Source organism: Lachnoclostridium sp. An181 (genome assembly GCF_002160325.1).
Taxonomy (GTDB): domain Bacteria; phylum Bacillota; class Clostridia; order Lachnospirales; family Lachnospiraceae; genus An181.
On sequence record NZ_NFKJ01000011.1, the window covers coordinates 1 to 16,007 of the forward strand.

Sequence of the window (16,007 nt, forward strand, 5' to 3'; positions counted from 1 at the left end):
TGGTAGGAGAAAAAAACCAATCCACAGTATCTCTAAACAGTATAGCATACAGACCTTGGAGAGGGTCTATAAATACTACTACTATATAATACGAGGAGAAAAACATGAGAAAGAGGAAAAGAATGAAAAGATTTGCAGCAGTTTCCCTTGCAGCGGCAACTGTTTTGTCTATGAATGTGCCGGTCAGCTCTGCACAGGAAGTAACTGCGCCAAAGCCATACGGGCCAACTCCAAGCGATGCTCAGATGAAATATTACAAAGATGAGCTTGCGATCTTCAACCATTTTGGCGTGAATACGTACACAGACAAAGAGTGGGGAGACGGAAAGGAAGACCCGGATATCTTCAATCCGGTGAATTTAGACACAGATCAATGGATAGAGGCGTTTAAAAATACGGGATTTAAACGCTGTCTGATCACGGCAAAGCACCACGATGGATTCAACCTGTACCCGACATCAGTGACAGATCATTCTGTGGAGAGCAGCTCTTGGAGGGACGGAAAAGGAGATGTGTTAAAAGAGTATTATGAGTCCTGTAAAAAATACGACATGGACATGGGCGTGTATCTCTCCCCTTGGGATCAGAACCTGCCAAGTTACTCCGTGGATGTTCCGCCGGATTACAATGATACGTATGTAAAACAGATTGAAGAGATTTTTGAAAACTACAGTGACCCGGAACATCCGATCGTAGAGTTCTGGATGGACGGTGCGTGCGGAGATCCGGAGACAAGACCGGTCTATGATATCCAGCGCTGGTGGGACAAGCTGGAAGAACTGAATCCGGATATTGTGTATCAGCAGAATTATGGAGCACCGCTTCGCTGGGTAGGAAATGAATCCGGCTATGCGAGCAACACAAGCTGGCAGACAGCGGACGCAAAAAAACTGTGGGACGATTATTTTGTAAGAGGGATCGAGGACCAGAACTACCTGCATAATGGAGAGCCTTATATTGAGGGCAGCAGCACAGCGGACACACTTGTGTGGTCTATTCCAGAAGTGGATGTGCGCATCCGCGATGGATGGTTCTATCACGCAAATGAAAATCCAAAGACTCCGGAGGAACTGACAAAGATCTATTTTGACTCAGTGGGAAGGGGATCGCCGCTTCTGCTCAATGTAGCTCCGAACAGAGAAGGGCTCATTGATCAAAAGGACATTGATTCATTGGAAGGATTTCACGATATCCTTACCAATACGTTTGATGTAAACTACGCAGAGGGCTCCGCAGCGGCAGCCACAAGTGTGCGGGGAAACCACAATGATTACAGTGCCGCAAAAGCAGTGGATGATGACTATGACACTTACTGGACCATGGACGATGGGCAGACAACAGGCAGCATTACTGTAGAATTAGATAAACCTTCCTTGATCGACGTTGTGGAAATTCAGGAATACATCCCTCTTGGACAGCGTATTTCTTCCTTTACAGTGGATGTAAGAGTGAACGGACGCTGGATGGAATACGGAGAGGGGGGAACCATTGGCTACAAACGTCTGGTAAAAGGAACACCGATCAAGGCCGAGGCAGTGAGAGTCAACATCACAGGATCCTATGCAGTGCCATTGATCAATAATATCGCTGCATACAAAGCAGATGAGCGCATCGAAGAAGAAGGCGTACAAATTCCTGGAAGAATCCAGGCAGCCGAGTTTCAGGAGAAGTCAGGCGGTCTCATAGCAGAGAACAATGGGCCAAACGGTGCGTCCAACATCGGCGCGATCAAAGACGGTGACTGTGCTGTTTATAAAAATGTGCTGTTTACAAAGACACCTGAGAAATTCCTTTTAAACTGTGCAGGACCTGGAACTCCACAGATTACGCTGCGTCTGGACAGTGTGGACGGACCTGTGCTTGCGACTGTGGATGTAGAGCCTACAGGCGATTACTTTGCATACCATACAATGGAAGCAGATGTTGTATATGAAGGAGATCTGACCGGATATCACGATATCTACCTGTGCCTGAATTCAGGATTGAATATTACCTGGTTTGAACTGACAGGAGCCAACAGTATGGGGTTTGCAGCAGATAAACTGACTGTGAATGAAGGAGAGAGTGTGGATGTGACTGTGACAAGGAGTGGAAAAGACCTTGACAACACAGCATCCGTAACTGTGACAACAGAACCGGACACGGCAGTACACGGCAGACATTTTGTACATAAGCAGGAAGTGGTGACATTTGCGCCTGGGGAAACAGAAAAAACAGTTACAATCGAGACAATCGACAATGAAGAGAAGAGCGGTACAGTATCCTTTAAAGCAGTATTGAGCAATCCGTCAGACAATGCGACGATAGGTTCTGTGGATACGGTGACTATTTCCATTATGGACAATGATCTTGGCAGCGGCGTCAATGCACAGTGGAAGATGGACGAAGGAGAAGGGACTACGATTACAGATACCGAAGGCCAGTATCAGGGTACATTAAGCGCTGGTGTTTCCTGGGCAGACGGAAGAGTTGGCGGCGGACTTTCCTTTGACGGGACAAGCGGCTATGTCAATCTTGGCATGGAAGATCTGGAAGGTCCATGGACAGTGGCTGTGTGGGTAAAACGTGCACAGGCATCCGGGGACAATGCAGTTCTTTTAAGCGGTACAGAAGGCGAGATCAAGCTGGAGCAGTATCAGAATACACAAAAAGTCGGAATCACAAAATTCGGAGTGGCTGACGAAGTATTTAATTACAGTACGCCTGCCGGAACATGGACACATCTGGCATTGGTATGTGATGGGGAAAATTCGACTTCTCTGTATGCAAACGGAGAATTTGTGGGAACGATCGACATGGCTATCAAGTGTCCGGTGAGCAGGATCGGGGCCAATGACAAGGCTGGACTTGACAGTGCAGGTTATATGGCTGGAACTTTGGATGAACTGAAGATTTATGACCATATGCTGAGCGCAGATCAGATCGCAGATATCGTAGAACATGAAGGCGGAAAACCGCTTGATAAAAATTTTGCAGAAGCACCTGAGTATGATGAAGAAAACAATCAGCTGATCCTTCCAAAAGCAGAGGGATATGACATTGAAGTCTTTGGAAGCGACAATAAGGCAACAGTTTCCCTGGATGGAGAAGTTACAAGACCATTGGAAACACAGACTGTGAAATTATTGTACAAGATTACAAATAAAGAAGACGGCTCCTCCTTTACAACAGAGAAAAATGCGGAAGTCACCATTCCTGCAAGAGAAAACAGTGTAGAGGGTGAGAATGAAAAACCAAATGTAATTCCGGAACTGCGCGAATGGGTTGGAGGGACTGGTGAAGTGGACCTTACAGATGCGCGTATTGTGCTGGGAGACGAGGAATTTAAAGCAGCAGCAGATACTCTGGAGGAAGATTACGAGGACATCACAGGAAGAAATATTGATGTGGTTTCCGGTGACAAAGACAGTCTGCAGGCAGGCGATATTTTCCTTTCAAAAGCAGAAGGGGAAGATATGCTCGGCAGTGAAGGATACTATCTGAATATCGGCGGAGACAATGCAGATGAAGATTATGTGGAGATCAAAGCTACCCACAACACAGGAAGTCTGTATGGAGGAATATCTATTCTGCAGATTTTAAAACAGGACGAAGACGGACGGGATACACTTCCAAAAGGTCTTGTAAAAGATTATCCGGAATTTGAACAAAGAGGTATGCACCTTGACGTGGCGCGTAAATGGATCCCAATGGAATATCTTAAGGACCTGGCCAAACAGATGAGCTGGTACAAGCTGAATTTGTTTGCTATCCACCTGTCCGACAATGATATTTGGGAAGGATTGTCAACAGAAAACGGCAGCAACGGAGCAGCACAGGGATGGTTCAGACTGGAGAGCGAGACATTCCCGGAACTGACATCAAAGCAGCATTATACAAAAGAAGAGTTCAGAAACTTCCAGTATGAGAGTATGGATCTTGGAATCAATGTGATCCCGGAACTGGATACACCGGGTCATGCTCTTGCGTACACACAAGCATGGGGCGAGGACACAGCGCGTTACGATAATCCAAAATATCTGGATGTTTTGAATCCGCAGGTTCTGGAGAATACAAAGGCATTATTTGATGAATATATCAATGGTTACAATGGCGGTGAGCCGACTTTTGTGGGAGACTATGTCAACATCGGAACAGATGAATATAAGACAGACGGTCTGCCGTCAAATGAGCGGACACAGTACCGCGAGGGATTCCGTCAGTACTGCAATGATCTGCTTGAATATGTAAATTCAACAGGAAAAGAAGCAGTATTCTGGGGCTCCCTGACAGAGAACAGCGGAGAGACACCGGTTACAACAGACGCTGTGATGTATGCGTGGTACCAGGGATATGCAAATGCAAAACAGTCTCTGGATGCAGGATACCGTGTGATTTCCATGGAAGATCAGGATATGTATATTGTTCCTGGCGGAAGCTCCTATCCAAATCAGTTTGGCCGTGCGGAACATCTGTACAACAACTGGCTGCCAAACAACAACTCAGGCTGGGCAGGCAATCCGGCTCCGGAAGGACATCCAAGAGTACTTGGCGGACAGTTCGCAGTGTGGAATGATTTCCACGGAAACGGTATTTCCGTCAATGATATCAGCTACCGTATCCAGCACAATCTCTATGCAGTTGCAGAAAAGACATGGGCAGGAACCCAGGCAAATGAAGCAGGAAAAACCTATGAAGATGTCAAGAATCTGGCAGCAGAACTTGGCGATGCTCCAAATGCAGATTTCATGTATGAAGTTGACAAAGAGGTTGTTGACAATGAACTTCTGAAACTGGACGGCAAAGCGGACAATGCAGCACAGGCAGGAGCAGAAGTGACAGGAAATGAAAATGTCACAGAAAATGCAGCAGGCAAAAACGGAACAGCTATTCAGTTTAATGGCGGAGCAAGCTACATCACTACAGATGTGAAATCTCCTGGATTTGACTGGACAGCAGCAATGTGGCTGAAACCGGAGGCAGACGGAGTTTTGATGGAAGGAAAGACAGGAACTCTTCGTCTGGAAGACGGCAAACTGAAATACGATGTAGAAGATTACACCCATACATTTGACTGTGATATCCAATACGGAGAGTGGACACATCTTGCACTTACCGGAACATATGAAGGAGTCACTCTTTACATCAATGGCGAAAAATTCGCATCCCTGATCGGAACCCCGTTCCCGAACTGGAATGTGAACAGCGGATGTAACCTGGATGACGGACGTGGATATCCGGTTAATGAAAAAGGTGAGCGTACTCAGCGGTATTACGAGACCTTGATGCTCCCTATGGAAGTGATCGGAAGTAAGGAAAATGCAATGCAGGCATCTGTAGATGAGCTTTATATTTATGACAGAGTTTTAACTGAAAATGAGATCATCAAACTGTCAGGAGCAGAGATCCCATTCAATATTGCTTTGAACAAAGATGTCACAGTTGGAAATTATCACAGCGCAAGCACAGAGGCAGACCGCTCCGGCAGCAAAGCTGTAGACGGTGATCTGACAAGCCGCTGGGAATTTGACCTGAACAATACGGACACAAACTTTATCGAAATCCCGCTTAATGACAATGAGAGCGCCCAGAAAGTGATTATCAAACAGATGGTTTGGGGCGGACTGAACAGAATCACAGATATCCGCATCGTAGCGGTAAATGATGGTGTGGAAACAGATATCTTGCCGGAAACTGCATTTGACGGCGGAGAGATCGATGCAGCAAATCAGATCGCAACTGCAACATACGATCTCGGCCAGAGCGTAAAAGCAGATGCCATCAAGATTTATCTGACTCCTGCAGCAGCAGGTCCGGATGACCTGGTAAATATCCGCGAATTGGAAGTTTACGGTATTGTATCCGATGAGCCTGCAGAAGAACTCTCTACAGCAGTTTTGGAATACGCACTGGAACTTGCGAAAAAGGCGGATACAACCGGTGTGGTGGAATCCGTTGTCAAGAAATTTGAGGAAGCCAGGACAAACACACAGGCAATCTTTGATGCAGCGAAAGCGGGAGATGCATCTGTGACACAGGAAATGGTGGACAATGCATGGAGAGAATTGATCCATGTGATGCAGTATTTATCCTTCAAACAGGGAGACAAGACAGACCTTGAAAAGGTCATTGCCCTGGCAGCTGATATAGAAGGAAGACTTACATCCTATGTAGAAGAAGGACAGAAAGAATTTACAGATGCACTGACAGCTGCAAGAAAAGTTTATGACAGCAAAGACGCGATGCAGACGGAAGTGGATCAGGCCTGGAAAGACCTTCTTAGAGCAATGGCAAACCTTCGTCTGAAAGCAGATAAGGATGCGCTGGAAGAGCTTGTAAGTGGCGTGGAAGAAATGGACCTTAGCATGTATACAGAAGAAAGTGTACAGGTATTTAGAAGTGCTCTGGCTAATGCACAGCAAATACTGGCGGATGCAACTTTGTCTGAGGATGATCAGAGCACAGTGGATGCGGCAGAAGAAAAACTTGCATCTGCAAAAGCAGGTCTTGAGACAAAACAGGCGTCCGTTGGAACTGCAAGCAAGACAGATGACCAGAAAGGCAGCACAACAGGCAAAAATATAAACAATACAGAAGGAGGCAATCAGGATAAAGCAGCAACATCAGTTGACAAGGCAACTGTAAAGAGTGCAAAGACAGGAGATGAAAGTGCGCTTTGGCTGATTGCAGCGGCAGGACTTGCAGCGCTTGCGGCAACATTGGCTGGGGCGAAGAAAAAAAGATAATGTACAGAAATAAGTGTAAGTGAGAACAACAGGAGTGCTTTTGGCAGCGTAAAGCTGCCGGAAGTACTCCTGTTTTTGGGCTAATGGGTGTCAAAGAAACAAAACAATTAGAATATAGTACAAAAGATATGATATACTTTAAAGAACAGAGAAAAATCTGCGGAAATAAGGCAGGAAGGGGAAAGACAGATGAAAAAAGGAAAAATCAGACAGAGGCTGCGTGTTTTGGGAAAAGCGCTACATATGGAGTTAAGAGAACACAAAAGTTCGTTTCTTGTATACTGGATCCTGCGGGCAGCTGTCATCGTGACAATGATTTTGCAGATTCACAACCGAAATTATGAAAATGTGTTTTTATGTATTTTGACACTCATACTTCTTGTTGCACCAAGCCTTGTCCAGTTGACGTTCAAGGTGGAACTGCCAAGTCCATTGGAGATTAGTATTCTTGTTTTTATTTTTGCTGCTGAAATACTTGGAGAGATCAACCGGTTTTATGAGGTGTTCCCGCAGTGGGATATTGTACTGCACACGATCAACGGATTTTTGGCAGCTGCCATTGGGTTTTCCCTTGTGGATCTTCTCAACAGAAGTCCAAGAAAAACATTTCATCTCTCCCCGGCTTTCATGGCGCTTGTATCTTTTTCTTTCTCCATGACAATCGGTGTTTTATGGGAGTTTTTTGAGTTTGGGATGGATAAATTTTTTGGGCTGGATATGCAAAAAGACACGGTTGTGCACACCATACATTCGATGATGTTAAATGTTTCGGACAACGTGGATCCCTCCACTATAAAAGGGATCCAGGAGGTAGTGGTAAATGGGAAAGAGCTTGGAGTGGGCGGTTATCTGGATATTGGACTGATAGATACGATCATGGATCTGGGCGTTAATTTTATCGGCGCAGTTGTATTTTCCATCTGTGGATTTCTTTATGTGAGGAATAGGGGAAAGGGAATTGTAGTGAGCAAATTTATCCCGCACGGAAAAGAAAAGACAAGAGATTTCCTTGCCATTGCCGCGGAGGAAGAAAAAAAGGAAGAAGAAAAAGAGGAGAAATAATACTTGGATATTCAGGCTGCGGCTACATTAGATCACTGTATCCGCGGCCCGCTATTTTTGTATCTACAGCATGGACAGAAGTTTTCTGAGTTCTTTTTGGACAGAGTCTGTCTGATGATCTGCATATTTTTCGATCCCGGGTGCACAGTTTGCCATGGCATAGCTCGTTCCGGCGAACTTGAGCATTTCCAGATCATTGTATTGGTCGCCGAACGCTACACATTCGTGCCTGGAAATACCCAATTTTTTGCAGAGGACTTGAAGGGCGGCGGCTTTGTCCACGGTTGGCGCGATAAAGTCGATCCACACATTGCCGGATGTGACCACCTTGACACGGGAATCAAATTTTTTCTGATAATGATCAATATAAGACTCACTCCCGTCTGGAGCAAAGAGCGCGACTTTTAAGATAGGATCTTGAATCAGAAGAAGATTATCTGTCAAAGTCGTGTCGTACTGGACAGTGTTTTGCAGAAAATTCACGAAATCTGTGCGGGTGCGGTCCAGATATACGGTATGCTTGCAGGAGAGCGCGATATCCCCGTGGCCGGATTTTTGGATTTCATCCATGATCTCTATGGCAGTATTGTGACAGATGCAGTCGCCCACTGTAAAACCGGTCGCATCATATGTGAGAGCGCCGTTTTCTGCGATATAAAAAATATCATCTTTTACAGGTGAAAAAAGTCTTTGCATATTCTGGAACTGCCGACCGCTTGCAGCTACAAAGCGGACTCCTTTTTTCTTGAATTCTAAGATAAGTTCAAAAATTTCAGGGTCTGGTGATTGGCCATAAGCATCCAGAAGGGTGCCGTCCAAATCACTTGCAATTAATTTCAGCATAAAAAGCTCCTTATATTCTATCTGTGATGTTTATTCGCGAAACAAAATCATTATAGAAGAATTAAAAAGGAAAAGCAATCTCATACGGAGGAAGAGAAGATGGATCAATTACAATTGCTTATAAAACCAGTATCCGCAGCCTGTAATCTTCGGTGCAGGTACTGTTTTTATCTGGATGAGTCAAAATACTGGAAGAACACGGATTTTGGTATGATGGATTTAGAAACCGCCGGGTGCCTGATACGCCGCGCGCTGGAGGAGGCAGAGGAGTGTACATTTGCCTTTCAGGGAGGAGAGCCAATGCTGGCAGGCCTTTCATTTTTTCGTTTTTTTACAGAAAAGGCGGAGGAATACAGGAAACCGGGGCAGAGGGTATTTTATACGCTCCAGACAAATGGGACACTGCTGACAAAAGAGTGGGTGGAATTTTTCAAAAAATGGAGATTCCTCCTTGGCGTTTCACTGGATGGGACGAGAAAACTTCATGATGAAAACAGGACGGATGCATCAGGGAATGGGAGTTTTTCCGGTGTCTTCAAAGGGATTCGGCTTTTACAGGAGGCGGCAGTGCCGTTCCATATCCTCTGTGTGCTCACCAATGATCACGCGGAGCGGATACAAAGCATTTACCGGTTCTTCCAGAACAAAGGGCTGCAAAGGCAGCAGTATATTCCATGTCTTGATCCGATTGACGCAAAAAGGGGCAAGATGTCTTATTCTTTGACGGGTGAAAAATATGCACAGGCGCTGAAAACACTGTTTGATCTTTGGTATGCAGATGTGCTTGGGGGCAACCCTGTCTATATCAGGCAGTTTGACAATTACCTCTCCATGCTTCTTGGCGGACAGCCGGAGGCGTGCACTATGTACGGCCGATGCACAATGCAGAATATTGTGGAGGCTGACGGAAGTGTGTATCCGTGTGACTTTTATGTGCAGGAGAAGTATTGCGTTGGAAATGTGAAGGAGGACAGTTTTTTGGATCTTGCAAAGAAGGCCCAGGGTTCATCCTTTTTTGAGAAAGCGGAGAAACGCGATATACGGTGTGGTGATTGCAGATGGTATCCGCTTTGCAGAGGGGGCTGCAGACGGGACTGCGATGAAATGGCAGATGGCAGTTTCCGCAATTATTACTGTGAGGCATACCAGGAATTTTTCGGCTATGCAATCCGTAGGATGGAAATGCTGGCAGCCAGGATAGAAAGACGGCAGTTTTGACAAGCAAGTTTGTCAAAGCTGCCGTTTTTTAAAACTATTTTGCGATCGGAAGTCCTGTGATCAGATAAAGGATGGTTCCGATGATTCCGCTACCAAAAATAATAGGAATCGGTCCGACTTTAAATTTGCGGATCAAAAACAGGCTGATAACGAAAAGACCGCATTCAATCACTCGGAAGTCGGATAAATGTATATCTCCAAGGGAGGAGTTAAACAGGGCGAGCAAAAGAAGGGACAGAGCTGCGGAGGCTATCATTGCGACGATAGCAGGACGAAGTCCTGTCAGGATTCCCTGCATGGTTTTCAAACTCCTGTATTTCATGTAAAAATAACTTAAGATCAGTACAATGATAAAGGATGGAAGGATACAGCCTAATGTACTGACGATCGCGCCCGGCAGGCCGGCCAGCTGCTGGCCTACGAAAGTAGCGCTGTTGACTGCGATCGGTCCCGGCGTCATCTCTGCGATTGTGATCAAATCTGCAAACTGACTCATTTCCAGCCATTGGTTTTTCTCCACGATCAGATTCTGAATTAAAGGCACAGCGGCATATCCGCCCCCAAAACTAAAAAGACCGATTTGGAGAAATGCAGTGAATAATCTTAAATAAATCATGATTTTTTCTCCTTCCTGTCCTCAAACTGAACATTGATCAGACCGATAAGTCCACAGACAATGATGATGACGATTGCGCTTACATTAAAGAAACAGGTTGCCACGAAAGCTGCGAACATCAATCCGATCCAGAGGATGCTTTTTGTTTTGAATATGTTTTTTGCAAGGTCTATGACAACGCTGCAGATCACAGCTGCAACACCTGCTCTCATCACCTGAAGAGCAATGGCAATGTATGTATTGTCTTTAAATTCATTGTAGAAAATAGAGATGAGCGAAATAATCACAAGCGGAGGAATGATAGCTCCCAGTGTGCACACAACTGCCCCGGCGATGCGTTTGATCCGGTATCCGACCACAATGGCGATATTGACGCCAAGAGCCCCGGGTGAGGACTGGGCAATGGCAGTCATATCCAGCATTTCCTCCTCCTCAAGCCAGCGCAATTTTTCTACAAATTTTTGCTGCATCATACTGATGATGACAAAGCCGCCGCCAAAAGTGCAGGCGCTCAAAGTCAATGTGATGGTAAACAGTTTCCAGTAGATCTCTCTGCTGCTAAGCTGCGATAATTTGGATGTTTGGTATCCCATGACAATTCTCCTTTATTTATTTTTTCACAACAGTTTCCGGATGAGTGGTGTTTTGCCGGTAAAAAGGCTTTTCAAGATATTCCGGATACGGGCGTCCCGCGATGAGGGATGTGCCGTCCGTGAAACCTTCCGGACGTCCGTGAAGTTCCCGGATCAGGATTGTGCGCAATGCATGGATCCGTTCCTGACAGCTTTCGTTGTCAATTTCATCGTGAAGTTCATTAGGGTCCTTATCCAGGCAAAAATACTGTTCCCTTCCCGTTGCTGTATGCCAGATGTATTTGTCTTTTTCAGTTACGATCCAATGGTTGGAAAAATCGCCGTAGGAATGTTCTCCGTGCAGCCATTCACGGACCGTTTCATCAGTTTTTCCTGTCAATGGAACAAGGCTTTTTCCGTCCACATTTTTCGGAATAGAAACACCTGCGATGTCAAGAATGGTTGGCATGACATCCATAAGCTCTGTCACGGAATGGCAGATACTGTGAGGCGCAAATCCTTCGAGTACATTTGGGTTGGCCGAAATGATCATCGGGATCCGGCAGCTTCCTTCATATGGCCTGGATTTTCGGAACATGTGGTGGTCGCAGAGTTCCTCCCCATGGTCAGAAGTAAAAAGGATCACGGAATTGTCATACAGGCGGTGTTCCACAAGCGCTTGTATCAGCCGCCCGATCTGGTGGTCAAGGTGCGTGATGCACGCATAATAGCCAATCTGGGCCTGGCGGATGAGCTCAGGATCATAAGGTCCCGATTTTGCGTCAAATGCATAACCATTTTGTTTCAGGTAGACATCATCCTCCCAGTCACCAATGTGAGGTGGAGTGAGAGCCTTGTCTTTGTAAAGGTCAAAATACCATTGCGGCGCATCAAAAGGAGGGTGCGGCCGAAGGTAAGAGGCCATCAGGAAAAACGGCTTGTCCGGGTCTCTTCTTCGGAGAAAGTCAATACTTCTATCTGTAACCCAGTTAGTCGGATGATATTTTTCCTCGTAAATCCATGGACGGGATAAAAAGCTGTTGCACTCCAGCCCGGTGTCTGTCACATCAGCTGACACGCCAAGATTTTGTTTTAACCAATAAAAATAATCGTCTGCCACAAACTGGGATTCGTGGTAGGGTACGTCCTCGTACCGGGCACTGTGCAGATACCCGTCGTGCAGTTCCACGTTGTGGAATCCAAGGTAATTGCGCAGAGGGTGCACATGCATTTTTCCGACACACTGCGTATAATAACCGGCCTTGGACAGTTCTCCGGCAAGGGTGTGCGGATATTCCCAGCGGACATTATCCATGTAGCCGACACGCTGATGGTGTTCCGGGCTCATTCCGGTGTGGAGGCCCGCCCTGGCGGCAATACAGCTTGGACATGCGCTGTATGCCCGGTCAAAGACGACCCCCCTGCCTGCCAGGGTGTCAAGGTAAGGGGTTTTTACATCCGGATGTCCAAGATATCCAAGACAATCTCCGCGCAGCTGGTCTGTCATGATGAGAATGATATTCGGCTGTTTCATAATTAAAGTCTCCTTAATGTTCGATAGATGACTGCCCAAAGCAAAGGACAGCGGTATATTGTTTCTGAACCTTATAATAAGAGAAAAACAGGGGAAAAGCAAGGAGGAGGGAGGATGAGATAAGATAAGCGGATAAAACTGCAAAATGTCATCATAAAATGAGGATTCCGTTCGTATAATATTATACATATACCTGACAGGATACAAAGAAACGCAGGGATTTTTGTAAATAATATGGCGCAGTAGCCAAGCGGTAAGGCAATGGTCTGCAACACCAGTATGCGCCGGTTCAAATCCGGCCTGCGCCTTAAAAAGCCTGCAATCCCGGTTCTCAAAGTGGCTGCCCGTGAATAAGTTTGGAACAAAGCAGTTTTTAGGAAGATTGCAAATGGCAGATTTATTACCGGCAATGGATGAAAATTATGCGGATTACATTATCAAATACAGCGAGTATGTATACGGGGCACTTAATCATCTGGAAGGAAGAAATTTTCAGATCATCAATGAAAATTATGCAGTATTTTATTCACCGCTGCAGGAGAGTGAACCTTTGATCCTTGATGAGAACAATTATGGTTCAGTTCCCAAATATTATGTACAGATGGATTTGGAAAGCCTCAATAATTCGGGGATCGCAAGGCTGCACAATCACCCGTATCTGATGCTGCGGGGCAGGGGCACCGCTGTGGCTGTGATCGATTCCGGCATTGATTATGAAAATGCGCTTTTTCGGAACTCAGACGGAAGTACGAGGATTGCGTTTTTGTGGGACCAGACGATCCAGGCTGATGAGTCGGCCACAGTACCGTACGGGAAAGAGTTCACAAGGGAGAGGATCAATGAGGCTCTGGCATCTGAGGATCCAAAAGAAATAGTTCCATCTGTGGATACGAACGGTCATGGTACGTTTCTTGCGGGTATTGCCGCTGGAGGCAGGGATATTGTGGATGATTTTTCGGGCACAGCTCCTGAGGCAACGCTGATCGTGGTCAAATTAAAACAGATCAAAAAGTACTTGAGAGACTTCTATATTCTTCCGGAGGAGAAGGATATTTATCAGGAAAATGATATTATGTTCGCTATTCAATATGCCATACGCTGTGCCGGGATTCTGGATATGCCGCTTTCCATCTGTATTGGACTTGGAACAAGCCTTGGCTCCCATACCGGTGAAAGCCCGCTAAGCCAGTATCTGGACAATGTGAACCGTTATGCAAGAAATGTCACCAGCGTGGCTGCTGGAAATGAGGGAAACAGCAGGCATCATTTTTTTGGGGCTGTAATGGAAAGAGATGGATATGAGGAGGCGGAACTGAAGATCGGAGCCGGGGAAGAGGGGTTTTCCATGGAATTTTGGGGAGATTCTCCGAACAGGTTCTCTGTCACTGTCCAAACACCTTCCGGAGAACGGGCGGAGGTGGTATCAAGCAGAAATCAGCCTTTTCAGACATTTGAATTTGTTTTTATTAATACGAAGATTCAGGCCAGCTACATACCAATCGAGAGACAAACAGGGAAAACACTGTTGTTTTTTAGGATTCTTGATCCTGTGGAGGGGATCTGGAAATTTCAGGTATTCAGCGACGGGACAGGAGAGAGTGTGTTCAATATGTGGCTGCCTGTAAACGGCCTTGTAAATGAAGAGACATATTTTTTGGAGTCCACACCGGATATGACGATCACTACGCCTGGAGCTGCGGATGCTGCGCTGACTATGACGGCCTTTGATTACCGGGATGAAAGTTTGTTTGTGGATGCAAGCCGTGGGTTTACGCCGGAAAATGTAGTGAAACCAGATCTTGCGGCGCCCGGCGTGCAGCTGGAAGGACCGGTGCCTGGAGGGAGGATGTCGGTGCGGTCCGGAACCAGCTTGGCAGCAGCATACACCTGCGGGGCAGCAGCCCTTCTTTTGGAGTGGGCGATCGTGAAGGGAAATGCGCCGTATTTTACAGGAGCGAGTGTGAAAAACTATTTTATCAGAGGTGCCAGAAGGAGTAAACTTGAAGAATATCCCAATCCGGAATGGGGATACGGCATCCTGGATTTATACCGTGTATTTGAGCTTTTGGAGTAGCCTCCAAAAGCAGGAGTTTTCTTGACATAAAAGGGAAAATTCAATATGATAAAAGACAGGACACCACACAAGGAAAGAAGGGAAAAAGATGCATAGACTTCTGGAACTTATAAAGTCAGATATGCGTCCGGCCTTTGGGGTGACAGAGCCGGGAGCCATTGCGTTTGCAGCGGCAAGGGCAAGAGAAGAGGTGGAAGGCAAAGTACGGAAAGTAAAAATATCCCTGAATTCAGGCATGTATAAAAATGCATATACATGCGGTATTCCAAATTCCGACAAAATCGGCAACCGCGCTGCGGCTGCTCTCGGAATTGTGGCAGGGGACGCATCTCTTGGGCTTGAGGCATTGTCCCATGTGACGGAGGAGGACAACAAAAATGCGGATGCTCTGCTTAAGGAAGGTATTGTTGATGTGGAACTTTCTCATATGGGGTCAAAGATCTTCATCAATGCGCTTGTGAAAAGCGAGAAAGACTGGTGCCTTGTTGAGATCCGTGATTCGCATACCGATATCAGGCGTATCACAAAAAATGGAAAAATATTGTATGAGAAGCAGGAAAAGTGTGAAGAAGAAAAGTTGGAAAAACCGTTGATCCATGCGTACACATTGGCAGAGCTTGTAGAGATTGTGGAAACTGCAGACGAGGAAGACTTAAGTTTTATTAAAGAAGCATTTTACGTGAACCTGGCACTTCTGAAAGAGGGGTTGGATTCCGGAAAAGCGGTGTTTGCAGAACAGCTCTTGAAGGAGAATCAAAGCAGACTCATCTCAGACGATGAAAGGAGTACGGCGCAGCTTTTGTGCAATGGGGCTATTGAGGCCAGAGTGCAGGGCTGCGGCAGGGCAGCCATGAGTATTACCGGCAGCGGTGCGCACGGCATCATTGCTGCGATGCCGCTGTACGGGTGGTATAAAATAAATGAAAAAGCAGTAAAAGAAATAAAATTATTGCGGGCGACAACTTTGAGTTTCTTGATCACGACATATATCAAAGAATATTCCGGTAAACTGTCCGCTTTCTGCGGGTGTGGAATTGCAGCGGGGACCGGGATGGCCTGTGGGCTTGCATACCTAAAAGGAGGCGGCATGCAGCAGATAAAGGGAGTTATCTGCAACATGGCTGCAGGCATTACGGGTATGATCTGCGATGGCGGAAATCACGGATGTGTGATGAAAGGGATCACGGCAGTGGATGCCGCTTTCCGCAGTGTGGATATGGCGATGAACGGGATTTTCATCCGTCCTCCACATGGGATTGTGGGAAATACACCGGAAGATACGATGAAAAATATGGGAAGGATCGCATTTCCGGGCATGACGGCAACAGAAGAGACGATTGTAAAGATAATGGAGGAGAAGTAG

At 46.2% G+C, this 16,007-nt stretch carries 9 protein-coding genes and 1 tRNA gene; 6 read left to right on the forward strand and 4 right to left on the reverse strand.

Features of this window, described 5'->3' with window-relative positions:
• The first annotated feature begins 104 nt into the window (after positions 1-104).
• Both B5F18_RS08020 and B5F18_RS08025 read left to right on the forward strand, forming a co-directional pair.
• On the forward strand, positions 105-6,725 hold the full coding sequence (locus tag B5F18_RS08020; protein ID WP_087157156.1) for a family 20 glycosylhydrolase: 6,621 nt from the start codon (positions 105-107) through the stop codon (positions 6,723-6,725).
• Positions 6,726-6,914: 189 nt separating this feature from the next.
• Positions 6,915-7,787, forward strand: coding sequence for a hypothetical protein (locus B5F18_RS08025; RefSeq protein ID WP_087157157.1), 873 nt, complete (start codon positions 6,915-6,917; stop codon positions 7,785-7,787).
• Between the two features lie 63 nt (positions 7,788-7,850).
• On the opposite strand, the gene B5F18_RS08030 is transcribed toward B5F18_RS08025, so the two are convergent.
• Positions 7,851-8,630 (reverse strand): Cof-type HAD-IIB family hydrolase, encoded by a 780-nt coding sequence (locus tag B5F18_RS08030; protein ID WP_087157158.1) that lies wholly within the window; start codon positions 8,628-8,630, stop codon positions 7,851-7,853.
• Positions 8,631-8,729: 99 nt separating this feature from the next.
• Here B5F18_RS08030 and B5F18_RS08035 point away from each other — a divergent pair, with 99 nt between their 5' ends.
• Positions 8,730-9,848 carry an anaerobic sulfatase maturase gene (locus B5F18_RS08035; RefSeq protein WP_087157159.1) on the forward strand — a complete coding sequence of 373 codons (1,119 nt, stop codon included), beginning with the start codon at positions 8,730-8,732 and terminating at the stop codon, positions 9,846-9,848.
• Positions 9,849-9,882: 34 nt separating this feature from the next.
• On the opposite strand, the gene B5F18_RS08040 is transcribed toward B5F18_RS08035, so the two are convergent.
• From B5F18_RS08040 to B5F18_RS08050, 3 genes are read right to left on the reverse strand one after another with little or no spacing between them, the layout of a single operon-like run.
• Entirely contained in the window at positions 9,883-10,464 is a 582-nt protein-coding gene (locus B5F18_RS08040) for a chromate transporter (RefSeq protein ID WP_087157160.1), read from the reverse strand.
• Entirely contained in the window at positions 10,461-11,057 is a 597-nt protein-coding gene (locus B5F18_RS08045; RefSeq protein WP_087157161.1) for a chromate transporter, read from the reverse strand. Before B5F18_RS08045 ends, B5F18_RS08040 begins: the two co-directional genes overlap by 4 nt.
• A gap of 16 nt (positions 11,058-11,073) precedes the next feature.
• Positions 11,074-12,570: an arylsulfatase gene (locus tag B5F18_RS08050; protein WP_087157162.1), complete on the reverse strand. Its 1,497-nt coding sequence runs from the start codon at positions 12,568-12,570 to the stop codon at positions 11,074-11,076.
• A gap of 236 nt (positions 12,571-12,806) precedes the next feature.
• Here B5F18_RS08050 and B5F18_RS08055 point away from each other — a divergent pair.
• From B5F18_RS08055 to B5F18_RS08065, 3 genes are all read left to right on the forward strand, one after another.
• A tRNA-Cys gene (locus tag B5F18_RS08055) sits at positions 12,807-12,878 on the forward strand.
• 80 nt (positions 12,879-12,958) lie between these two features.
• On the forward strand, positions 12,959-14,644 hold the full coding sequence (locus B5F18_RS08060; protein WP_087157163.1) for a S8 family peptidase: 1,686 nt from the start codon (positions 12,959-12,961) through the stop codon (positions 14,642-14,644).
• 88 nt (positions 14,645-14,732) lie between these two features.
• Positions 14,733-16,007 carry an L-cysteine desulfidase family protein gene (locus tag B5F18_RS08065; RefSeq protein ID WP_087157164.1) on the forward strand — a complete coding sequence of 425 codons (1,275 nt, stop codon included), beginning with the start codon at positions 14,733-14,735 and terminating at the stop codon, positions 16,005-16,007.

Bases quoted from the DNA above. Each gene is read 5' to 3' on its own strand.
- B5F18_RS08045 (WP_087157161.1), bottom strand. From the start codon at position 11,057: ATGGGATACCAAACATCCAAATTATCGCAGCTTAGCAGCAGAGAGATC.
- B5F18_RS08040 (WP_087157160.1), bottom strand. From the start codon at position 10,464: ATGATTTATTTAAGATTATTCACTGCATTTCTCCAAATCGGTCTTTTT.
- B5F18_RS08030 (WP_087157158.1), bottom strand. From the start codon at position 8,630: ATGCTGAAATTAATTGCAAGTGATTTGGACGGCACCCTTCTGGATGCT.
- B5F18_RS08065 (WP_087157164.1), top strand. From the start codon at position 14,733: ATGCATAGACTTCTGGAACTTATAAAGTCAGATATGCGTCCGGCCTTT.
- B5F18_RS08025 (WP_087157157.1), top strand. From the start codon at position 6,915: ATGAAAAAAGGAAAAATCAGACAGAGGCTGCGTGTTTTGGGAAAAGCG.
- B5F18_RS08020 (WP_087157156.1), top strand. From the start codon at position 105: ATGAGAAAGAGGAAAAGAATGAAAAGATTTGCAGCAGTTTCCCTTGCA.
- B5F18_RS08050 (WP_087157162.1), bottom strand. From the start codon at position 12,570: ATGAAACAGCCGAATATCATTCTCATCATGACAGACCAGCTGCGCGGA.
- B5F18_RS08035 (WP_087157159.1), top strand. From the start codon at position 8,730: ATGGATCAATTACAATTGCTTATAAAACCAGTATCCGCAGCCTGTAAT.
- B5F18_RS08060 (WP_087157163.1), top strand. From the start codon at position 12,959: ATGGCAGATTTATTACCGGCAATGGATGAAAATTATGCGGATTACATT.